Raw genomic sequence first — 20672 nt, 5'->3', positions numbered from 1 at the left:
GGGGCAGCATGAGCACACCTCATCAGGTCCGGCGGGCGATCAGGTAGCCCTGCGGTTGGACCTCGTCGGGATCGGCGGGCTTCGTCGCCGAGAGCACGACCTCGAACCCCGCCTCACGGAAGCGCCTCTCCACCTCCTCGGACGACATCCACCAGATGTCGAACGCGATGCCGAGGTCGAGCGTCTGGCCGCCGCGTCGCGCGCTGTCGTCGCCGGCCTTGTACGCCGCCGCGACCAGGCCACCGGGCTTCACCACGCGGGCCAGCTCGCCGAAGGCGAGGGCGCGGTCTTCGGGCGGGAGGTACATCAGCGAGTACCACCCGAGCGCACCGTCCAGCGACGCGTCGCCGAACGGCAGCGCCCGCAGGTCGGCGACCTCGAAGTCGTGACCGGGCTGGTCGCGGCGCGCGACCCGGATCATCTCCGGCGACAGGTCGACCCCGTGGGGGGGTGAACCCCTGGGCGACGAGGTACGGCGCCAGCCGGCCGGTCCCGCACCCGAGGTCCCCGACCTCGGTGCCGCTGCCGGCCGCGTGCACGAGCTCGGCGAAGAGGCCGAGGACGGCCCGCTCGACCGGCATCCGGTCGAGGATGCCGGCGAGGCGCTCGGCGTACACCTCTGCCAGGACGTCGTGGGCCGCCCGCAGCTCGTCGGTCCGTGGGTCCACGGTCGCGACCCTAGCGAAGTGCCCGGCGCCGGCTGTAACGCCCGGTTATGAGCTGTTCCGACGGTGATGCAACCCCCTGGGTACAGCCAATAACCCGGCGTTACAAGCGACGCCGCGCCCGCCTCAGCCGAGCGCGGCAGCCTCCGCGGCAAGTCGGGTGACCCGGTCCCAGTCACCGGCCGCGAGGGCGTCGGCGGGGGTGATCCAGGAGCCGCCGACGCAGCCGACGTTGGGCAGCGCGAGGTACGACGGGGCCGAGGCGAGTGTGATGCCACCCGTCGGGCAGAAGCGCGCCGCGGGGACCGGGGAGGCGATCGCCTTGAGATACGCCGTGCCGCCGGACGACTCCGCCGGGAAGAACTTCATCTCGCTGCAGCCGGCCTCGAGGGCCGCGAGCACCTCGGAGACCGTCGCGGTGCCGGGGAGGAAGGGCAGCCCGGTGTCCTGCATCGCGTGCAGCAGCGACCGGGTGGTGCCGGGGGAGACCAGGAACTGGGCGCCGGCCTCCAGCGCCTCCTTGGCCTGGGCCGGGGTGGTGATCGTGCCGGCGCCGACCAGGATCTCGGGCACCTCCGACGCGATGGCGCGGATGGCCTCGAGCGCGACCGGCGTACGCAGTGTCAGCTCGATCGCCGGCAGGCCGCCCGCGACGAGCGCGCGGGCGACCGGCACGGCGTGTTCCAGCGAGTCGAGCACGACGACCGGCATCACCGGCACGGCGTCGAGCACGGAGGGAGCGAACTCAGACTGGCTGGACAAGACGGACCTCCTGGCCGGGGGCGGTGACGCCCGGGAAGACGCTGGCGCCGGTGTCGGCGGTGCCGACGGTGGCGCGGAAGGCGGCGAAGAGCTCGCGGCCGGTGCCGGCCCACTCGGCGCCCTGGGGTGCGCGGCCGGTGATCGGCCGGCGGGTGAAGACCTCGTGGTCGACGTGCAGGCCCAGCAGGCCGCCGTCGGCGTCGACCGTGATCACGTCGCCGTCCTGGATCCGCGAGAGCGGGCCGCCCAGCGCGGCCTCGGGGGTCACGTGGATGGCGGCCGGGACCTTGCCGGACGCGCCGGACATCCGGCCGTCCGTGACGATCGCGACCTTCTGCCCGCGGTCCTGCAGCACACCGAGGGCCGGGGTCAGCTTGTGCAGCTCGGGCATGCCGTTGGCGGCCGGACCCTGGTAGCGGATCACGGCGACGAAGTCGCGGCCGTCGAGCCGGCCGTGGCCGAACGCCTCGAGGAAGTCGTGCTGGTCGTCGAAGACCACCGCCGGCGCGGTCACCAGCCGGTGCTCCGGCTTCACCGCCGAGGTCTTGATCACCGCGCGGCCGAGCGGACCGGTCAGCATCCGCAGGCCACCGTCGGGGGAGAAGGGTGCGTCGGCGGGACGCAGCACCGCGAGGTCGAGCGACTCGGTCGCGCCGTCCTCCCAGGTGAGCTCGTCGCCGCGCAGCACCGGCTCCTGCGTGTAGCGCCACAGGCCGTGGCCGACGATCGTCCGTACGTCGTCGTGCAGCAGGCCGGCGGCCAGGAGCGTGCGCACCAGGAAGCCGATCCCGCCGGCGGCGTGGAAGTGGTTCACGTCCGCCTCGCCGTTGGGGTACATCCGGCTCAGCAGCGGCACGACGGCGGACAGGTCCGACAGGTCGTCCCAGGTGAGCGCGATGCCGGCGGACCGGGCGATGGCGACCAGGTGCATCGTGTGGTTGGTCGAGCCGCCGCTGGCCAGCAGCGCCACGCACGCGTTGACGATCGCCTTCTCGTCGACGACGTGGCCGATGGGGGTGAAGTCGCCGCCCTGCGGCGTCATCTCGGTCACCCGGCGGCCGGCGGCGCGGGTCAGCGCCTCGCGCAGCGGCGTCCCGGGGTTGACGAACGAGGAGCCCGGCAGGTGCAGCCCGAGCACCTCCATCAGCAGCTGGTTGGAGTTGGCGGTGCCGTAGAACGTGCACGTGCCGGCGGAGTGGTACGACGCCGCCTCGGCCTCGAGCAGCTCGTCGCGGCCGACCTTGCCCTCGGCGTACAGCTGGCGGATCCGCGCCTTCTCGGAGTTCGGGAGGCCGGACGTCATCGGCCCGGCGGGCACGAACACGGTCGGGAGGTGGCCGAAGGCCAGGGCGCCCATCAGCAGGCCGGGGGTGATCTTGTCGCAGACGCCGAGCATCAGCGCGCCGTCGAACATGTCGTGCGAGAGCGCGATCGCGGTCGACATCGCGATCACGTCGCGGCTGTAGAGCGAGAGCTGCATCCCGTCGCGGCCCTGGGTGATCCCGTCGCACATCGCGGGCACCCCGCCGGCGAACTGCGCGATGCCGCCGGCGCGGATCACGGCCTTCTTCAGCGCCTCCGGGTAGTCGCGGTAGGGCTGGTGGGCCGAGAGCATGTCGTTGTACGACGACACGATGGCGAGGTTGGGCTTCACCCGGCCGCGCAGCGCCACCTTCTCGGTGGGCTCGGCGGCGGCGAAGCCGTGGGCGAGGTTGGCGCACGCGAGCGCCTCGCGGGCCGGGCCCGCCTGGGTGGCGGCCTCGATCCGGCGGAGGTACTCGGCACGGCTCTCGGTGCTGCGCTCGACCACGCGGGCCGTGACGGCCGCGAGGGTGGGATGGAGGGTCTGGGTCACTGGTCGGGCTCCGTCCAGGTACGGCCGTCCCGCTCGAGGAGCATCGCGGCGGACGTCGGTCCGGCGGTGCCGGCCGGGTAGCGCTTGGGGCGCTCGGGCGTGGCCGCCCAGCGCCGCAGGATCGGCTCGGTCCACGTCCACGCGGCCTCGACCTCGTCGCGGCGCATGAAGAGCGTCGGGTTGCCCTTGATGACGTCCATCAGCAGCCGCTCGTAGGCGTCGGGCAGCCGCGCGTCGAAGGCGGTGGCGTAGCTGAGGTCCAAGGAGACCGGCCGGAGGCGGTAGCCCCCCGGGCCGGGCTCCTTGGCGGTGAGGTGCAGGCGCATGCCCTCGTCGGGCTGGACCAGGATGTGCAGCCGGTTCGGCGCGGTAGTGCCCTCGGCCCCGGGGAACATCGAGTGCGGGGGCTCCTTGAACACCACCACGATCTCGGACGCCCGTCGGTCCATCCTCTTGCCGGTGCGCAGGTAGAACGGCACCCCGGCCCATCGCCAGTTCTGCACCTCGGTCTTGAGGGCCACGAAGGTCTCGGTGCGCGAGCCCCCGTGTCCCAGGTCGTCGGCGTACGACGGCACGGCGACGCCGTCGACCAGGCCGGCGTCGTACCGGCCGCGCACGGTGTCGCGGTCCACGTCCTCGGCCGCCATCGGCCGCAGCGCCTGGAGCACCTTGACCTTCTCGTCGCGGACGGTCTCGCGGCCGACGTACGTCGGGGGCTCCATCGCCACCAGGCAGAGCAGCTGCAGCAGGTGGTTCTGCACCATGTCGCGCAGTGCGCCGGCGTTGTCGTAGTACTCGCCGCGGCCACCGACCCCGACGGTCTCGGAGACGGTGATCTCGACGTGGTCGACCCAGCGCGAGTTCCACAGCGGCTCGAGGAAGGTGTTGGCGAAGCGCGTCACCAGGAGGTTCTGGACGCTCTCCTTGCCGAGGTAGTGGTCGATCCGGAAGATCTGCGGCTCGGCGAAGACCCGGCCGACCGCGTCGTTGACCTCGCGGGCCGACGCCAGGTCGTGGCCGATCGGCTTCTCCAGCACGACGCGGGCGTGCTCGTCGACGACGCCGATCTCGTCGAGGCGCTGGCAGATCGAGCCGAAGAGCTTCGGGGCGACGGCGAGGTAGAAGACCCGGACGGCCTCCTCCGGGTGCGGTCGGTCCTTGAGCAGCGCGTGGAAGCGGTCCCAGTCCTCGGGGGCCTCGGCGTCGAGGTTGAGGTGGAAGAGCCGGGCCAGGAAGCGGTCCACGGCGCCGTCGTACAGGTCGGCGGCGTCGACGTGGACGCCGAGCGCGGTCCGCACCTCGGCGCGCCAGCCGGCGTCGTCCAGGTCGGAGCGGGAGACGCCGAGGATCCGGTAGTCGGCGGGCAGCTGGCCCTCGAGGTCGCGGTGGTAGAGCGCCGGCAGCAGCTTGCGGAGCGCCAGGTCACCCGTCCCGCCGAAGACGGTGAAGTCGCACGCGGTGGGGAGCACATGCGGGGTGATGTTCTGGTCCATGTCGTCCACGGTAGGAACAAGTTCGGCCCAATGCAAGCACAACTAAGGTTCTTTCAGGTTCAAAGTAGGGGGCGTTATGCTTTCGCCCGTGACGCAGACCCCGACCCGCGCCGCCGCACAGCGGACCGAAGCGCGCGAGAGCGCGGCCCCGGCGACCGCCGGCGAGCTGCTCGACCTGGTGCGCAGCGGCCGGGCCAGCACCCGATCCCAGCTGAGGACCCTCACCGGTCTGTCGCGCACGGCCATCACCACCCGGGTCAGCTCCCTGACCTCGGCCGGCCTGCTGCTCCTCGGTGAGGAGCTCGCCTCCACCGGCGGCCGCCCTCCCGGCGCCCTGATCTTCAACCAGCACGCCGGCGTCGTCGTGGCGATCGCCATCGGCCGCTCCCGCAGCCAGCTCGCGGTGATGGACCTCGACGGCGAGGAGCTGTCGTCCGACTCCCAGGACCACGAGGTCGGGGTCGGCCCCGACGAGCTGATGCCGCAGATCGCCGGCCGCCTCGCCTCCCTGCTCGACGGCGTCGAGCCGCCCGTGCTCGGCGTCGGGCTCAGCCTCCCCGGCACCCTCGACTCGCAGCGGGGGATCAGCATCGGCTCGCCGGTGATGTCCGGCTGGGACGGCGTGGCGCTCGCGCCGTACCTCGGCGAGGTCACGCACGCGCCCCTCTTCGTCGGCAACGACGCCGACGTGCTCGCCCGCTCGGAGCTGCTCGGCCGGTCGGCCGCGCTCGACGACGTGCTGGTCCTCAAGGCCTCCACCGGTCTCGGCCTCGGCATCATCGCCGACGGCCGGGTGCTCAGCGGCCACCTCGGCGCCGCCGGCGAGATCGGGCACACCAAGGTCGACTCCGCCGCCGGGCTCCAGTGCCGGTGCGGCGCGACCGGCTGCCTCGAGACGCTGGCCGGCGGGTGGGCCCTCGTCGCGCGCGCCCGCGAGTCCGGCCACGAGGTCGGCCACCTGCGCGACCTGGTGGCGCTCGCACTCCAGGGCGACCCGACCGCGCGCGGGCTGCTGCGCGACAGTGGCCGCGAGCTGGGCGAGGTGCTGGCGATCGCCATCAACCTGCTCAACCCCGCAGCGGTCGTGATCGGCGGCGACATGGCCTCGGCCTTCGACTTCCACGTCGCCGGCATCCGGGAGAGCGTCTACGCCCTGGCCGCACCGCTGGCCACCCGGGACCTCCAGTTCCTGCCCGCGACCCACGGCGACCGGGCCGGCCTCGTCGGCTGCGCCGCCCTCGCCCTCGACCACGTGCTCGCGCCGGTCGCCGTCGACGCAAGGCTGGCCGCAGCCGCGTCATAGGGTGCCGCACGTGGAACCGAACACCTGGCTCTGGATCCTCGCCGGCTTCCTGGCGGCGCTCTTCCTCGGCACCGGCGTGCTCAAGCTCACCCGGTCCCGCGAGGAGATCGTCGCGGAAGGGCTGACCTGGGCGGAGGACTACACCGAGCCGCAGCTGCGCGCGCTCGGCTGGGCCGAGGTGCTCGGGGCCGTCGGCCTGGTCGTGCCGCCGCTCGTGGGCGTCGGGATCGTCACGCCCGTCGCGGCCACCTGCCTGACGCTGCTGACCGCCGGGGCCCTCGTCGTGCACGTACGCCGCCGGGAGTTCCTGCCCGACGCGTTGCGCACCATCGCCCTGGTCGTGATGTGCGCGGCGCTCGCCTACTGGCGATTCGGTCCCCACGCATTCTGAGCGGGCTAGCCTCGGCTCGTGAGCCGCGTGCACGCGTTCGGAGACGACGCCCTGGGTGACCTCGACGCGGTCGGAGTGGTCACCGCGATCCAGGAGGGAGCGGTCTCGATCCCCGACGTGGTCGAGGCCGCGATCGCCCGGACCGAGCGGGTCCAGGCCGACCTCAACGCGGTGGCGTACGTCGCCTACGACCGCGCCCGCAACGACGCCCGCGACCCGCGGGGTGGCTACTTCGCCGGCGTCCCGACGTTCCTCAAGGACAACGTCGACGTGGCGGGCATGCCGACCCAGCAGGGATGCGACGCCTTCCGCTCGGCGCCCCTGGCCGTGGACGGCGACTTCGCCCGGATGTTCCTCGCCACCGGTCTGGTGCCGCTGGGCAAGACCCAGCTCTCGGAGTTCGGGTTCAGCCCCTCGGCCGAGCACCCGCGGCTCGGCCCGGTGCGCAACCCGTGGGACCCGGAGCGGACCGCCGGCGCGTCCTCCGCTGGCACGGCGGCCCTGGTGGCGGCGGGTGCCGTCCCCCTCGCCCACGGCAACGACGGTGGCGGCTCGATCCGGATCCCGGCGGCGGTCAACGGCCTGGTCGGGCTCAAGCCCACCCGCGACCGGCTCGCCCAGGACAAGATCACCCGGCAGATGCCGGTGCGGATCGTCTCCGACGGCGTCCTGACCCGCTCGGTGCGCGACACCGCCGCGTTCCTGCGCGAGTCCGAGCGGGTCTACCGCGAGCTGCTGCTGCCGCCGATAGGCGACGTCACCCGGCCGGGCCGCAAGCGGCTCCGGGTCGCGGTCCACACCGCCGGCATCGGCCGGGCCTCCTCGCCGGAGGTCGTGCAGCTCACCCTCAAGACCGCGCGGCTGCTCGAGGAGCTCGGCCACGAGGTCGAGGAGGTCCCGCACCCCGCCCCCACGACCCTGCCCGACGACTTCCTCCTCTACTGGGCGATGCTCGCGATGATGATCGTCCGCACCGGTCGCCGCGCCGCCGGACCCACCTGGGACCGCAGCCGGCTCGACAACCTGACGCTCGGCCTGGACCGGCACTGCCGGCGCCACCTCCACCAGGTGCCCGGAGCGATCCGCCGGCTGCGGAGGACCCAGGCGGTGTCCGCCGAGTTCCACCGGTCGTACGACGTCGCCCTGACGCCCACGCTCGCGCACGAGACGCCGCTCGTCGGCCACCTGGACCCGACGGCGTCGTACGACGTCGTGATGGGCCGGATCCTCGACTGGGTGGCGTTCACGCCGTGGCAGAACGCGACCGGCGATCCTGCGGTCTCCCTGCCCCTCGCGACCACGTCCGCGGGGCTGCCGCAGGGGATGATGTTCACCGCCGGAGCGGGCGCCGAGGCGACCCTCCTGGAGCTCGCCTACGAGCTCGAGGAAGCGTCCCCCTGGGCGTCGATCACGGGCTGAGAGCGGGCCCTCCACGCGGAGGTCCCGGGCGATTTCCCGATCCCCGGAACCTCTGTGTACAGTTCTCCGTCGTTGCCCCTTTAGCTCAGTCGGTAGAGCGTCTCCATGGTAAGGAGAAGGTCTACGGTTCGATTCCGTAAAGGGGCTCTGGGTGCGGGAGCCCATCGGCCGCTAGACTGGCCGATGGGCACCCTGTCCCCCTGGCGGGGTAGCTCAGGTGGTTAGAGCACACGACTCATAATCGTGGTGTCGCGGGTTCGAGTCCCGCTCCCGCTACTCGGACCAGATCGACCAGCATCACCCGAATCGACAAAGGATTTCCCGTGGCCAGCAAGAGCTCCGATGTGCGCCCCAAGATCACGCTTGCGTGCGTGGACTGCAAGGAGCGCAACTACATCACCAAGAAGAACCGTCGCAACGATCCCGACCGCATGGAGCTCATGAAGTTCTGCCCGCGGGACCGCAAGCACACGATGCACCGCGAGACGCGCTGAGCGGACTCGCCCGCTTCTTCGACGTCGACCCGTCCGAGCTCCTCGGGCGGGTCGACGTCTATGTTTAGGCCCATGCCAGTCGACCAGTCCCTCGTCGGCCGGGCGTACCCGCCCACGCAGCCCCACGAGGTCACCGAGGCGAAGGTCCGCGACTTCGTCGCCGCGACCGCCGGTGCGTACGACGGGGGTGCGGCTCCCGCGACGTACCCGATCGTGCTGGCGTTCGACGCCATGAACGCCTTCCTCGAGGCGGAGTCGGTCGACCTCTTCCGGATCGTGCACGGCGAGCAGAGGTTCGCCTACGAGCGCCCGGTCGTGCCGGGCGACGTGCTGACCGCGACGCTCACGGTCACCTCCCTGCGCCAGATCGCCGGCAACGACATCATCGGCACCACCAGCGAGATCACGGACGCCGCCGGATCCCTTGTCTGCACGACCGGCGCCACCCTCGTCCACCGGGGAGCCCCGGAATGACGCTGCCGACCCGGACCTTCACGATCACCCGCGCCGACCTGGTCCGGTACGCCGAGGCCAGCGGCGACCACAACCCGATCCACCGGGACGACGCCGTGGCCGCCAGCGTCGGGCTGCCGGGCGTGATCGCGCACGGGATGTACACGATGGCGCTGGTCGCCGGTGCGGTCTCGGACTGGTTCCCCGGTGCCGAGGTCGTCAGCTTCGGCTGCAAGTTCACCCACCCGGTCGTCGTGCCCCCCGAGGGCGGCGTCCAGGTCGAGGTCGCCGGCGAGACCAAGGCCACCGAGGACGGGCTGACCACGGTCGCCCTCACCGTCACCTGCGGCGGGCAGAAGGTGCTCGGCATGCCCAAGGCGGTCCTGCGTGTCCCCGCCGATGACTGAGCAGCTCAGGGACCACACCACGCTCCGGCTCGGCGGCCCCGCCGAGCGGTGGGTGCGGGCGACCACCGAGGCCGAGCTCACGGCCGCGCTCGTCGACGCCGACACCGCCGGTGAGCCCGTGCTCGTGCTCGGCGGCGGCAGCAACCTGGTCGTGGCCGACAGCGGCTTCCAGGGCACCGTCATCGAGGTCGCGACCGCCGGCGCCGACATCGACGCCACCGACGAGGCGAGCTGCGGGGGAGCGATGGTCACCGTCGCCGCCGGCGAGGTCTGGGACGACCTCGTCGCGCTCGCCGTCGAGCGCGAGTGGGTGGGCATCGAGGCGCTCTCGGGCATCCCCGGCTCGGTCGGCGCCACCCCGATCCAGAACGTCGGCGCCTACGGCCAGGAGGTCAGCCAGACCATCGCCCGGGTGCGGGTCTGGGACCGCACCCTGCGCGGCGTCCGCACCTTCGCCGCCGCCGACTGCCACTTCGGCTACCGCACGTCACGCTTCAAGGCCGATCCCGGCCGGCACGTGGTCCTCTCGGTGACCTTCCAGCTCCGGCAGGGCGACCTCGGTGCACCGGTGGCGTACGCCGAGCTGGCCCGCGCCCTGGGCGTCGAGCTCGGCGAGCGCGCTCCGCTGGCCGACGTACGCCGCGCGGTGCTGGAGCTGCGCGGCGGCAAGGGCATGGTGCTCGACCCGACCGACCACGACACCTGGAGCGCCGGGTCGTTCTTCACCAACCCGGTGGTCGACCCCGAGGACGTGCCTGAGGGCGCGCCGTCCTGGCCGCAGGCGGACGGCCGGGCCAAGACCAGCGCCGCCTGGCTGATCGACCACGCCGGCTTCGCGAAGGGCTACGGCACTGGCACGGTGGCGCTCTCGGGCAAGCACCCGCTGGCGCTCACCAACCGCGGCGGTGCCTCGACCGACGAGCTGCTCGCGCTCGCCCGCGAGGTGCGCGACGGTGTCGCGGAGCGCTTCGGGATCGTGCTGGTCAACGAGCCGGTGCTCGTCGGCTGCGAGCTGTAGCGCTCAGTAGTCGCTGTAGGTCGTCGAGCCCGAGTCGGGCGAGACCGCGACGATCAGCACGACGAACGCGATCACGGCGAGCACCGCGAGGATCAGCGCCACGGTCCCGATGATGCCCATGATCCGGCCGGCGTTGGCCTCGTCCCGACCGCCGATGGTGCCTGGGGGTGCGGCGTCGATCTCGCGGACCGCCCGGCCCCCGATCGCCCACGCGAACGGGGAGACCACCAGCGTGACGCCGGCGCAGGTCATGATGCCGGCGAGCCCGACGATGCCGAGCGCCATCGCCGTCGTCGCCGACGGGTGCTTGGGCGCGGGCGGCCGGTATGCGTACGGCTGGCCGTAGCCGTACGGCGGTGGCTGCTGCTGGTAGGGCTGCTGCGGGCCGCCGTACGGGTTCTCGGGGCCGTCCGTCATGACCGCAGGCCGACGAGCGCGGCCGCGGAGGAGGCGTCGTCGAAGGCGTCGGGGTCGTTGATCGCGACGATGATGATGATCACCACGACCGCGATGGCGAGCACCAGCAGCACGGTGCCGACGATGCCGAGCACGAAGCCGGCGACCGCCAGGCCCCGGCCGCCGAGCTGACCCTGCGAGCGCGCGATGCGGTTCATCGACACCTTGCCGAGGACCAGGGCCACCGGCGACGCCAGCAGCCCGACGCCGTACGCGCACGACAGCACCAGGGCCGCGATGCCGGTGATCAGGGCGCCGAGGGCGAGGCCGTCGGTCGGCGGCGCGGTGACGTAGGGGACCGGCTGGCCGTAGGCCGGCTGCTGGTACGGCTGGCCGTAGCCCTGCTGGGGGTACGGCGCCTGCTGGTACGGCTGCTGGTAGGGCTGCTGCGGCGCGCCGTACGGCGGGGGCGTGGTCGGAGCACCGTAGGGCTGGTGCGTCGGCGGCTCGGTGGGCTCCTGCTCGCCGTACGGGTTCTCGGGTCCGGTCGTCATGGGCGCCATCTTGTCAGGCGCCGGCCAGCCATCCGTCGATGTCCGCCAGGGCGGCGGTGCGGATGTCCTCGGGAGCGCGCGACGCCCGCACCGACATCCGGGCCAGCTCGGCCAGCTGGTCGTCGGTCAGGTCGTGGGCGGCGCGCATCGTGGCGTACTGGCCGGCGAGCTGCGAGCCGAACAGCAGCGGGTCGTCGGCGCCGAGGGCGACCGTCGCGCCCGCGGCCAGCAGCGTCGGCAGCGGCACCGACGTGAGGTCGGAGTAGACGCCGAGCGCGACGTTGGAGACCGGGCACACCTCGAGGGCCACGCCGGCCTCGACGATCCGGTCGAGCAGGGCCGGGTCCTCGGCCGCGCGGACGCCGTGGCCGAGCCGGTCGGCGCCGAGCGCGTCGAGGCAGACCCGGATGTGCTCCGGGCCGCGCAGCTCACCACCGTGCGGCGCGAGCAGGAGCCCGGCCCGGTCGGCGATCCTGAAGGCGGACGCGAAGTCGGCGGTGCTCCCGCGACGCTCGTCGTTCGACAGGCCGAAGCCGACCACGCCGCGGCCGGCGTACTGCCCGGCGAGGCGGGCCAGGGTGCGGGCGTCCAGCGGGTGCCGGGTGCGGTTGGCGGCGATCACCACCGCCATGCCGAGCCCGGTCGCCGCGGACGCGTCGCGCACGGCGTCGAGCACCAGGTCGGTGAAGGCGGTGATGCCGCCGAACCGTGCGCCGTAGCCGCTCGGGTCGACCTGGATCTCCAGCCACCGGCCGCCGTCGCGGACGTCGTCCTCCGCGGCCTCGCGCACGAGACGTCGTACGTCGTCCTCGGTGCGCAGCACCGAGCGCGCCACGTCGTAGAGCCGCTGGAAGCGGAACCAGCCCTTCTCGTCCGCCGCGGACAGCGTCGGCGGCCACTCCTCGACGAGCTGGTCCGGCAGCGCGATGCCGTCGCGGGCAGCGAGCTCGAGCAGGGTCGCGTGCCGCATCGACCCGGTGAAGTGCAGGTGCAGGTGTGCCTTCGGCAGCGCCAGGAGGTCGCGCACTCCTACGCGAACAGCTTCTGGAGCCGCGTGATGCCCTCGACGATGTCGTCGTCGCCCAGGGCGTACGACAGGCGCAGGTAGCCGGGGGAGCCGAACGCCTCGCCGGGCACGATCGCGACCTCGGCCGCGTCGAGGATGTACTCGGCGAGCTCGGCGGACGTGGTGATGAGGCGGCCGTCGTACTCCTTGCCCAGCAGGCCCTTGACGGACGGGTAGGCGTAGAACGCGCCGCCCGGCGTCGGGCAGTAGACACCCTCGATCTCGTTGAGCATCGAGACGATCGTCTTGCGGCGGCGGTCGAAGGCGACCCCCATCTCGTCGACGGCCGTCAGGTCGCCCTCGAGCGCGGCGACGGCGGCCCGCTGTGAGACGTTGGCGACGTTGGAGGTCGCGTGGGACTGCAGGTTGGTCGCGGCCTTGACGATGTCCTTCGGCCCGATCACCCAGCCGACCCGCCAGCCGGTCATCGCGTAGGTCTTGGCGACGCCGTTCACGACCACGGTGTAGTCGGCGAGCTCGGGGCACAGGACCGGCAGCGAGCCGGTCTCGATGTCGTCGTACACGAGGTGCTCGTAGATCTCGTCGGTCAGCACCCACAGGCCGTTGGCCTCGACCCAGGCGCCGATCGCCCGGATCTCGTCGGCGGTGTAGACGGCGCCGGTGGGGTTCGACGGGGAGACGAAGAGCAGCACCTTGGTCCGCTCGGTCCGGGCGGCCTCGAGCTGCTCGACGGTGACCTTGTAGTCCTGGGTCTCGTCGGCCAGCACCTCGACGGGGACGCCGCCGGCGAGCTGGATCGACTCCGGGTACGTCGTCCAGTACGGCGCCGGCACGATCACCTCGTCGCCCGGGTCGAGCATCGCCGCGAACGCCTCGTAGATCGCCTGCTTGCCGCCGTTGGTGACCAGCACCTGGGCCGGCTCGACCACCAGCCCGCTGTCGCGGGCGGTCTTCTCGACGATCGCCTTCTTCAGCTCCGGCAGCCCGCCAGCTGGGGTGTAGCGGTGGTTCTTCGGCTCCCGGGCCGCCTCGACCGCGGCCTCCACGATGTAGTCCGGCGTGGCGAAGTCGGGCTCGCCGGCACCGAACCCGATGACGGGCCGACCCTCGGCCTTGAGCGCCTTGGCCTTCGCGTCGACCTTCAGCGTCGCGGACTCGGCGATGGCTCCGACCCGCTGGGAGACGCGACGGGAGCGAGGAGAGGAAGTCATGTCCTCCATCGTAGGGTGGAGCCCGGGGCGGTCCGCCAGCCGGTTTGGACTCTGGATCACCCCACCCCGTAGACTCCCGTTTTGGTGGATTGCCGGAGGCTCTGCCCTGCCCTCGGGTGGGTCGGCGCTCGAGGTTCCACCTCGCAGAAGTCTGCGAAGGGCACTAGCTCAACTGGCAGAGCATCGGTCTCCAAAACCGAAGGTTGGGGGTTCAAGTCCCTCGTGCCCTGCAAGGTCAAACAGGTAAGGCCGACCGACCACGGTCGAACGAGGAAAGGGTGACGGAGTGCCGGACAGCAAGGCGGTCCACGGTGAGCGGGGCGGCAGCGCCCACAAGCGCACCAGCCTCCCCACCTTCTACCGCCAGGTGGTGGCCGAGCTCCGCAAGGTCGTCTACCCGACGCAGGAACAGCTGATCACCTACTTCATCGTGGTGATGGTGTTCGTGATCTTCATGATGACGCTCGTCTCGCTGCTCGACCTGGGCTTCGGCAAGCTCGCCTTCGAGGTCTTCTCGGGCGGCTCAGGATCCTGACCCACCGGCGGATCGACAACAGCAGCACCCAACGTGATGGAGCAGGACGTGTCTGAGCAGGAGTACGACTCGGTCGAGACCGAGGAGACCACGCCGACGCTCGAGGACCAGTACGGCGAGCCCAATGACGGTCCCGAGGTCGAGGAGGACCCGCGCCTCGACGCCGAGGTCACCGACGAGAACACCGACGAGACCCTGGGTCTCCACGACCACGAGGCCGACGGTTCCACCGCCGAGCTCTCCGAGGCCGAGGGTGACGAGGGCCCGGACGCCGAGGGCGGCGACGAGGAGACCGACGACAACGACCCGCTCGAGGTCTTCCGCCGCGAGCTGTGGGCGAAGCCCGGCGACTGGTTCGTCGTGCACACCTACTCCGGCATGGAGAACAGGGTGAAGTCCAACCTCGAGAACCGCATCATCTCCCTCAACATGGAGGACTACATCCACGAGATCGTGGTCCCCACCGAGGAGGTCGCGGAGATCAAGAACGGCCAGCGCAAGATGGTCAAGCGCACCGTTCTCCCTGGCTACGTCCTGGTCCGGATGGACCTCACGGACGAGTCGTGGGCCGCGGTCCGCCACACCCCGTCGGTGACCGGCTTCGTCGGACACAGCCACCAGCCGGTGCCGCTGTCAATGTCCGAGGTCGAGAGCATGCTCGCCCCCGCCGTGGTCGCCCGCGCCGAGGCCGAGGCTGCCGCCGCCGGCACGTCGACCGGCTCGTCCGGCGCCGTCGCGAAGAAGCCCGTCGAGGTCGCCGACTTCGACGTGTCCGACTCGGTCATGGTGGTCGACGGTCCGTTCGCCACGCTGCACGCGACGATCACCGAGATCAACGCCGAGTCCCAGCGGGTCAAGGCCCTGGTCGAGATCTTCGGCCGGGAGACCCCGGTCGAGCTCAGCTTCAGCCAGATCCAGCGCGTCTGAGGATTTCGCGCTCCTCAAAGCGCGGAGCACAATAGACAGGTTGTCCGGTCCAGGTGGACCCGGCAGCACGAAGGTGGCAGAGGGCGCACGACGTACTCCCTCGTCATGACCACGAGAACAGAAAGAGAAGCACGATGCCTCCCAAGAAGAAGATCGCCGCGCTCGTCAAGGTGCAGCTGCAGGCCGGCGCCGCGACTCCCGCTCCTCCGGTCGGTACCGCTCTCGGTCCGCACGGTGTGAACATCATGGAGTTCTGCAAGGCCTACAACGCGCAGACCGAGTCCATGCGCGGCAACGTGGTGCCGGTCGAGATCACCATCTACGAAGACCGCTCGTTCACGTTCATCACCAAGACCCCGCCGGCCGCCGAGCTGATCAAGAAGGCCGCCGGCCTGAAGTCCGGCTCCGGTACGCCCCACTCGGTCAAGGTCGGCAAGCTGACCAAGGACCAGGTGCGCGAGATCGCCCAGACCAAGCTGCCCGACCTGAACGCGAACGACATCGACGCAGCCATGAAGATCGTCGAAGGCACTGCCCGCTCCATGGGCGTCACGACTGACTGAAACGTGGGAGAGCCGCGCTGGCTCGCTAACCACATCTCCTGAAAGAAGAGGAACACTCATGCAGCGCAGCAAGACCTACCGCGCGGCGACGGAGACGTTCGACAAGGACGAGCTCTACGCCCCGTTGGCCGCGATCAAGATCGCGAAGACCACCAGCAAGAAGAAGTTCGACGAGACCGTCGACGTCGTCATGCGCCTCGGCGTCGACCCGCGCAAGGCGGACCAGATGGTCCGCGGCACGGTCAACCTGCCGCACGGCACGGGCAAGACCGCCAAGGTCCTCGTGTTCGCGAACGGCGACAAGGCAGAGGCGGCCCGTGAGGCCGGTGCCGACGTCGTCGGTGGCGACGAGCTCATCGAGAAGGTGGCCGGCGGCTGGCTCGACTTCGACGCCGTCGTCGCGACGCCCGACATGATGGGCAAGGTCGGCCGTCTCGGCCGCGTGCTCGGCCCGCGTGGCCTGATGCCGAACCCGAAGACCGGCACCGTGACGCCGGACGTGGCCAAGGCCGTGTCCGACATCAAGGGCGGCAAGATCGAGTTCCGCGTCGACCGCCACGCCAACCTGCACTTCATCATCGGCAAGGCGTCCTTCTCCGAGACCCAGCTCGCGGAGAACTACGCCTCGGCCCTCGACGAGGTCCTCCGCCTCAAGCCGGCCAGCTCCAAGGGCCGCTACATCCGCAAGGTCACCGTCTCCACGACGATGGGCCCGGGTGTGCAGGTCGACCCCAACCGCACCAAGAACGTCGCGTCCGAAGAGGACGCCTCCGCCTGAGGCTGCACCGACCGAGGCCCGTCACCCGTCAGGGTGGCGGGCCTTGGTCGTTCCCGGGACGTGGAAGGCTGGGTCCGTGCACTGCGTGATCCTCGACGACTACCAGGGTGTCGCGACGTCGTACGCCGACTGGTCGGTGCTCGACGGCGTCACGGTCGCCTCCGTGCGGGACCACGTCGACGACGAGGACGTGCTGGCCGAGATCCTCGACGGTGCCGAGATCGTCGTGGCGATGCGGGAGCGCACCCCGGTGACCCGGTCACTGGTCGGCCGCCTGCCCGACCTGCGGCTGGTGGTGACCACCGGGATGCGCAACGCGTCGATCGACCTGGAGGCGTGCCGCGACTACGACGTGACGGTCTGCGGCACCGGGTCGCTGGCCTCGCCCACGGTCGAGCTGACGTGGGCGCTCATCCTGGGCCTGGCACGCCACCTGGTCGCGGAGTCCGAGCTGTTCGCCGACCCGGCCACGCCGTGGCAGTCGACGGTCGGCACCGACCTCGCGGGCGCGACCCTCGGTCTGGTGGGGCTCGGCCGGATCGGCGAGAGGGTCGCCCGGGTCGGGCAGGCGTTCGGCATGGACGTCGCCGCCTGGAGCCCGCACCTGACCACGGAGCGCGCCGCGGAGGCCGGGGTCCGGCTCGTCACCAAGGACGAGCTCTTCGCCGGCTCCGACGTCGTGTCTCTCCACCTGGTGCTCGCCGACACCACCCGCGGCATCGTCGGGGCGCCCGAGCTCGCGGCGATGCGCCCGACGGCGTACCTCGTCAACACGGCCCGGGCCGGCCTGGTCGACACCGGGGCCCTGGTGGACGCGCTGCGCGCGGGCTGGATCGCCGGCGCCGGCCTCGACGTGTACGACGAGGAGCCACTGCCCGGCGACCACCCGCTGCTGGCGCTCTCCAACGTGCTCGCGGTCCCGCACCTGGGCTACGTCACCGAGGGCAACTACCGGAGGTTCTTCACCGAGGCGGTCGACGACATCGCTGCCTGGCGGGCCGGCGCACCGGTGCGCGTGCTCACGGATTTGTCCTGACGGACGCGACGCCCGTACTGTTCTCCACGAAACCAATGACCGCCGGTTGTCGCGCTGTTCCCACAGCTCGACCGAAGGGTTCGCGAGAGCGAACGGCCCGCGCAGGGGACAGAGCAGAACCGCGGAGCGATCCGCGAATTCCACGCCCTGAGCCTTGCGCTCGGGGCGTTCGTCTTTCCGGGACCGGGACGCCGGTGGTCGACCACCGGAAGGAGACCCATGGCGCGGGCAGACAAGCAGGCAGCCGTCGCGGAGATCGTTGACTCGTTCAACGACTCCGCCGGTGCTGTGCTGACCGAGTACCGCGGTCTCACCGTGAAGCAGCTGCAGGACCTGCGGCGCTCCCTCGGCGAGAACGCCAGTTACGCCGTGGTCAAGAACACGCTCGCCAAGATCGCCGCCTCCGAGGCCGGCATCGAAGGCGTGGACGACCTGCTGCACGGCCCGACCGCCATCGCCTTCATCAACGGCGACGTGGTCGAAGCGGCCAAGGGTCTGCGTGACTTTGCCAAGGCCAACCCCACCCTTGTCATCAAGGGTGGCGTCCTGGACGGCAAGCCCCTCGACGCCTCCGAGATCGCCAAGCTGGCGGACCTCGAGTCGCGTGAGGTGCTGATGGGCAAGCTGGCCGGCGCGATGCTCGCGTCGCTCAGCCAGGCCGTCTACCTGCTCAACGCTCCTCTCGCACAGGCCGCCCGTCTCGCGGGTGCGCTGCAGGCGAAGGCCGAGCAGGACCCCTCGATCCTCGCAGGTGGTGCCGGTACGCCGGTCGCCGCCGAGGAGGCCCCGGCCGAGGAGACCGCCCCCGAGGCGGCCGCCGAGACCGAGGCCCCCGCCGACGAGACCCCTGCGGTGGAGGCTGACGCCCCCGCCGCCGAGGCCTCCGACGAGGGCGAAGCCACCGAGGCCTGATCCTCGGATCAGCCCGGTACACACCACCTGAAACCCGGTCCGGACGACCACCTCGTCCACCGGACCACCGAATGGAAGGAACCGCCACCATGGCGAAGCTCACCACCGACGCGCTGCTCGACGCGTTCAAGGAAATGACCCTGATCGAGCTCAGCGAGTTCGTGAAGCAGTTCGAGGAGACCTTCGGCGTCACCGCCGCTGCTCCGGTCGCCGTTGCCGCTGCTCCCGCCGCCGGCGGTGGCGCGGGCGCCGAGGCCGCTGCCGAGCAGGACGAGTTCGACGTCATCCTCGAGTCCGCGGGCGAGAAGAAGATCAACGTCATCAAGGAGGTGCGCGGCCTCACCTCGCTCGGTCTGAAGGAGGCCAAGGACCTCGTTGAGGCCGCCCCGAAGGCCATCCTCGAGAAGGTCGACAAGGCCGCCGCGGACAAGGCCAAGGAGGCCCTCGAGGCCGCCGGCGCCACCGTCACCGTCAAGTGACGTTGTTGTCCTAGAGCTGCACCCCACGAGGGGCGGTCACCGAGAGGTGACCGCCCCTCGTGTCATTTCGGCAACGGTCCAGACCTGCGCCCTCGGGCAGGTGTATCCGCCGTCACATCGGGAAGGAAACCCGCGCGTAACTTCGCCGGTTCGGCCGCGTTGTTACCGCAGGGAGTCGGGGATCGGTCCGGACGCGCCATGGCGCGTGCGGCGACGAGAGGGACAGGGACGCTCATGGGTGTGGAGATCAAGGTCGACGACCTCAGCAAGTCGTTCGGCAAGCAGCTGATCTGGGGCAACGTCTCGCTGACCATCCCCGCGGGCGAGGTCTCCGTGATGCTCGGCCCGTCCGGCACCGGCAAGTCCGTCTTCCTCAAGGCCCTGATCGGCCTGCTCAAGCCCGACCAGGGCTCGATCATGATCGAGGGCACGGACATCGCGAGCTGCTCCGAGAAGGACCTCTACGAGATCCGCAAGCTGTTCGGGGTGCTGTTCCAGGACGGCGCCATGTTCGGCTCGATGAACCTTTTCGACAACGTCGCCTTCCCCCTCCGCGAGCACACCAAGAAGTCCGAGTCCGAGATCCGTGACGTCGTCATGGAGAAGATGGACCTGGTCGGCCTGGTCGGTGCCGAGGACAAGCTGCCCGGCGAGATCTCCGGCGGCATGCGCAAGCGCGCCGGCCTGGCGCGCGCGCTGGTCCTGGACCCCGAGATCCTGCTGATCGACGAGCCCGACTCGGGCCTCGACCCGGTGCGCACGTCGTTCATCAACCAGCTCTTCATCGACCTCAACGCGCAGATCGACGCGACCTTCCTGATCGTCACCCACGACATCAACACCGCCCGCACGGTCCCCGACAACATCGGGCTGCTCTACCACAAGCACCTGGCGATGTTCGGCCCGCGCGAGATGCTCCTGTCGTCCGAGGAGCCCGTGGTGCGGCAGTTCCTCAACGCCCAGACCGTCGGCCCGATCGGCATGTCCGAGGAGAAGGACGCCGACGAGCTCGAGGCCGAGAAGGGCTTCGTCATGCCCCCGCTGCCGCCGATCCCGCTGCAGCTCGAGCCCTCCAACGGGATCCCGCGGCGCAGCCAGCGCGAGCCCGGCGGCTGGTGCCGCGACAACAACGTCACCCCGCCCCCCGGCTCGTTCGCGGAGAACATGTCCATGGTCACCGGTGGCTGACGGCAGCGTGACCTGATGTCCTCCTCGACCGCTCAGCGCGTCCTCGCGCCCGTCGGGACCGCCGGCAAGCTCTTCGCCTTCGGCCTCGACGTCGGCCGCGGGCTCTTCCGCCGCCCGTTCCAGATGCGCGAGTTCATCCAGCAGGCCTGGTTCATCGCGTCCGTGACGATCATCCCGACCGCGCTGGTCGCGATCCCGTTCGGCGCCGTGATCGCCCTGCAGGTGGGTGGCCTGATCAAGCAGTTCGGTGCCCAGTCCTTCACCGGCTCCGCGGCCGTGCTCGCCGTGGTCCGTGAGGCCGGACCGATCGCGACGTCCCTGCTGATCGCGGGTGCCGCGGGCTCGGCGATCGCGGCCGACCTCGGCGCGCGCAAGATCCGCGAGGAGCTCGACGCCATGATGGTGCTCGGCATCGACCCGATCCAGCGCCTCGTCGTACCCCGCGTCCTCGCCTGCATGCTGGTCGCCTTCTTCCTCAACGGCCTCGTCAGCGTCGTCGGCGTCGCCGGCGGCTACGTGTTCAACGTCGTGCTGCAGGACGGCACCCCAGGCTCCTACATAGCGAGCTTCACCGCGCTCGCCCAGCTGCCGGACCTCTGGCAGGGCATGCTCAAGGCGCTCGTCTTCGGGCTGATCGCCGCGGTCGTGGCCTGCTACAAGGGCATGAACGCCGCCGGCGGCCCGAAGGGCGTCGGCGACGCGGTCAACGAGTCGGTCGTCGTGACCTTCATGCTCCTCTTCATCGTCAACTTCGTGATGAGCGCGATCTACTTCCAGCTCGTCCCACCAAAGACCGGTTGACGGCG

At 71.1% G+C, this 20672-nt stretch carries 24 protein-coding genes and 3 tRNA genes; 19 read left to right on the top strand and 8 right to left on the bottom strand.

Annotated elements, in window-relative coordinates:
- Positions 1 to 22 precede the first annotated feature (22 nt).
- Genes ABEA34_RS08355 through zwf form a run of 4 tightly spaced genes read right to left on the bottom strand, consistent with a single transcriptional unit; the run spans position 23 to position 4775 of the window.
- Complete coding sequence (locus ABEA34_RS08355) at positions 23 to 844, bottom strand: class I SAM-dependent methyltransferase (RefSeq protein WP_345520783.1); 822 nt, start codon at positions 842 to 844, stop codon at positions 23 to 25.
- On the bottom strand, positions 792 to 1427 hold the full coding sequence (locus ABEA34_RS08350; protein ID WP_345520782.1) for a bifunctional 4-hydroxy-2-oxoglutarate aldolase/2-dehydro-3-deoxy-phosphogluconate aldolase: 636 nt from the start codon (positions 1425 to 1427) through the stop codon (positions 792 to 794). The genes ABEA34_RS08355 and ABEA34_RS08350 overlap by 53 nt, the downstream gene beginning before the upstream one ends.
- A complete protein-coding gene (edd, locus tag ABEA34_RS08345; protein WP_345520781.1) occupies positions 1411 to 3282 on the bottom strand; it encodes a phosphogluconate dehydratase in 1872 nt (623 codons plus the stop codon). The genes ABEA34_RS08350 and edd overlap by 17 nt, the downstream gene beginning before the upstream one ends.
- The gene (zwf, locus tag ABEA34_RS08340; protein ID WP_345520780.1) at positions 3279 to 4775 is read right to left on the bottom strand and encodes a glucose-6-phosphate dehydrogenase; all 1497 of its coding nucleotides are present in this window, start codon (positions 4773 to 4775) and stop codon (positions 3279 to 3281) included. Before zwf ends, edd begins: the two co-directional genes overlap by 4 nt.
- Before the next feature lie 88 nt (positions 4776 to 4863).
- On the opposite strand from zwf, the gene ABEA34_RS08335 reads away from it, so the two are divergent.
- From ABEA34_RS08335 to ABEA34_RS08295, 9 genes are all read left to right on the top strand, one after another.
- On the top strand, positions 4864 to 6078 hold the full coding sequence (locus ABEA34_RS08335; RefSeq protein ID WP_345520779.1) for an ROK family protein: 1215 nt from the start codon (positions 4864 to 4866) through the stop codon (positions 6076 to 6078).
- Positions 6079 to 6088: 10 nt separating this feature from the next.
- Positions 6089 to 6469 carry a DoxX family protein gene (locus tag ABEA34_RS08330; RefSeq protein WP_345520778.1) on the top strand — a complete coding sequence of 127 codons (381 nt, stop codon included), beginning with the start codon at positions 6089 to 6091 and terminating at the stop codon, positions 6467 to 6469.
- Positions 6470 to 6487: 18 nt separating this feature from the next.
- Positions 6488 to 7888 carry an amidase gene (locus ABEA34_RS08325; protein WP_345520777.1) on the top strand — a complete coding sequence of 467 codons (1401 nt, stop codon included), beginning with the start codon at positions 6488 to 6490 and terminating at the stop codon, positions 7886 to 7888.
- Between the two features lie 74 nt (positions 7889 to 7962).
- Positions 7963 to 8035 (top strand) — tRNA-Thr (locus ABEA34_RS08320).
- 55 nt (positions 8036 to 8090) lie between these two features.
- Positions 8091 to 8164, top strand: a tRNA-Met gene (locus ABEA34_RS08315).
- Between the two features lie 47 nt (positions 8165 to 8211).
- Positions 8212 to 8382, top strand: a complete 171-nt coding sequence (gene rpmG / locus ABEA34_RS08310; RefSeq protein ID WP_345520776.1) for a 50S ribosomal protein L33 — start codon at positions 8212 to 8214, stop codon at positions 8380 to 8382.
- A gap of 72 nt (positions 8383 to 8454) precedes the next feature.
- Positions 8455 to 8856: an FAS1-like dehydratase domain-containing protein gene (locus tag ABEA34_RS08305; RefSeq protein ID WP_345520775.1), complete on the top strand. Its 402-nt coding sequence runs from the start codon at positions 8455 to 8457 to the stop codon at positions 8854 to 8856.
- Complete coding sequence (locus ABEA34_RS08300) at positions 8853 to 9242, top strand: MaoC/PaaZ C-terminal domain-containing protein (protein WP_345520774.1); 390 nt, start codon at positions 8853 to 8855, stop codon at positions 9240 to 9242. Before ABEA34_RS08305 ends, ABEA34_RS08300 begins: the two co-directional genes overlap by 4 nt.
- A complete protein-coding gene (locus ABEA34_RS08295) occupies positions 9235 to 10260 on the top strand; it encodes a UDP-N-acetylmuramate dehydrogenase (RefSeq protein ID WP_345520773.1) in 1026 nt (341 codons plus the stop codon). The genes ABEA34_RS08300 and ABEA34_RS08295 overlap by 8 nt, the downstream gene beginning before the upstream one ends.
- Before the next feature lie 3 nt (positions 10261 to 10263).
- Here the strand turns inward: ABEA34_RS08295 and ABEA34_RS08290 are convergent, their stop codons facing one another.
- Genes ABEA34_RS08290 through ABEA34_RS08275 form a run of 4 tightly spaced genes read right to left on the bottom strand, consistent with a single transcriptional unit; the run spans position 10264 to position 13448 of the window.
- Positions 10264 to 10677, bottom strand: a complete 414-nt coding sequence (locus ABEA34_RS08290; RefSeq protein WP_345520772.1) for a DUF4190 domain-containing protein — start codon at positions 10675 to 10677, stop codon at positions 10264 to 10266.
- On the bottom strand, positions 10674 to 11210 hold the full coding sequence (locus ABEA34_RS08285; RefSeq protein ID WP_345520771.1) for a DUF4190 domain-containing protein: 537 nt from the start codon (positions 11208 to 11210) through the stop codon (positions 10674 to 10676). Before ABEA34_RS08285 ends, ABEA34_RS08290 begins: the two co-directional genes overlap by 4 nt.
- Before the next feature lie 13 nt (positions 11211 to 11223).
- Positions 11224 to 12237, bottom strand: a complete 1014-nt coding sequence (locus ABEA34_RS08280; RefSeq protein ID WP_345520770.1) for an adenosine deaminase — start codon at positions 12235 to 12237, stop codon at positions 11224 to 11226.
- A 2-nt stretch (positions 12238 to 12239) separates the two neighbouring features.
- The gene (locus tag ABEA34_RS08275) at positions 12240 to 13448 is read right to left on the bottom strand and encodes a pyridoxal phosphate-dependent aminotransferase (protein ID WP_345520769.1); all 1209 of its coding nucleotides are present in this window, start codon (positions 13446 to 13448) and stop codon (positions 12240 to 12242) included.
- Between the two features lie 157 nt (positions 13449 to 13605).
- Between ABEA34_RS08275 and ABEA34_RS08270 the strand changes: the two genes are divergently transcribed.
- The 10 genes from ABEA34_RS08270 (at position 13606) to ABEA34_RS08225 (ending at position 20667) form a co-directional block, all read left to right on the top strand.
- Positions 13606 to 13678, top strand: a tRNA-Trp gene (locus tag ABEA34_RS08270).
- 56 nt (positions 13679 to 13734) lie between these two features.
- Positions 13735 to 13983 carry a preprotein translocase subunit SecE gene (gene secE / locus ABEA34_RS08265; protein ID WP_345520768.1) on the top strand — a complete coding sequence of 83 codons (249 nt, stop codon included), beginning with the start codon at positions 13735 to 13737 and terminating at the stop codon, positions 13981 to 13983.
- Positions 13984 to 14019: 36 nt separating this feature from the next.
- A complete protein-coding gene (gene nusG / locus ABEA34_RS08260; protein ID WP_345520767.1) occupies positions 14020 to 14910 on the top strand; it encodes a transcription termination/antitermination protein NusG in 891 nt (296 codons plus the stop codon).
- A 134-nt stretch (positions 14911 to 15044) separates the two neighbouring features.
- Positions 15045 to 15473 carry a 50S ribosomal protein L11 gene (gene rplK / locus ABEA34_RS08255; RefSeq protein ID WP_345520766.1) on the top strand — a complete coding sequence of 143 codons (429 nt, stop codon included), beginning with the start codon at positions 15045 to 15047 and terminating at the stop codon, positions 15471 to 15473.
- Positions 15474 to 15531: 58 nt separating this feature from the next.
- A complete protein-coding gene (gene rplA / locus ABEA34_RS08250) occupies positions 15532 to 16251 on the top strand; it encodes a 50S ribosomal protein L1 (RefSeq protein ID WP_345520765.1) in 720 nt (239 codons plus the stop codon).
- Between the two features lie 76 nt (positions 16252 to 16327).
- Entirely contained in the window at positions 16328 to 17287 is a 960-nt protein-coding gene (locus ABEA34_RS08245; RefSeq protein ID WP_345520764.1) for a D-2-hydroxyacid dehydrogenase family protein, read from the top strand.
- A 219-nt stretch (positions 17288 to 17506) separates the two neighbouring features.
- Positions 17507 to 18199 carry a 50S ribosomal protein L10 gene (gene rplJ / locus ABEA34_RS08240; protein WP_345520763.1) on the top strand — a complete coding sequence of 231 codons (693 nt, stop codon included), beginning with the start codon at positions 17507 to 17509 and terminating at the stop codon, positions 18197 to 18199.
- A gap of 89 nt (positions 18200 to 18288) precedes the next feature.
- A complete protein-coding gene (gene rplL, locus ABEA34_RS08235) occupies positions 18289 to 18678 on the top strand; it encodes a 50S ribosomal protein L7/L12 (protein ID WP_345520762.1) in 390 nt (129 codons plus the stop codon).
- A gap of 234 nt (positions 18679 to 18912) precedes the next feature.
- Positions 18913 to 19866, top strand: a complete 954-nt coding sequence (locus ABEA34_RS08230) for an ABC transporter ATP-binding protein (protein ID WP_345520761.1) — start codon at positions 18913 to 18915, stop codon at positions 19864 to 19866.
- A gap of 15 nt (positions 19867 to 19881) precedes the next feature.
- Positions 19882 to 20667: an MlaE family ABC transporter permease gene (locus ABEA34_RS08225; protein WP_345520760.1), complete on the top strand. Its 786-nt coding sequence runs from the start codon at positions 19882 to 19884 to the stop codon at positions 20665 to 20667.
- Positions 20668 to 20672: the final 5 nt, after the last annotated feature.

Origin of the sequence: Nocardioides conyzicola, assembly GCF_039543825.1 — a bacterium.
Taxonomy (GTDB): domain Bacteria; phylum Actinomycetota; class Actinomycetes; order Propionibacteriales; family Nocardioidaceae; genus Nocardioides; species Nocardioides conyzicola.
Note: the sequence above shows the minus strand (reverse complement) of the source record. Positions and strands in the feature narration are given on the sequence as shown.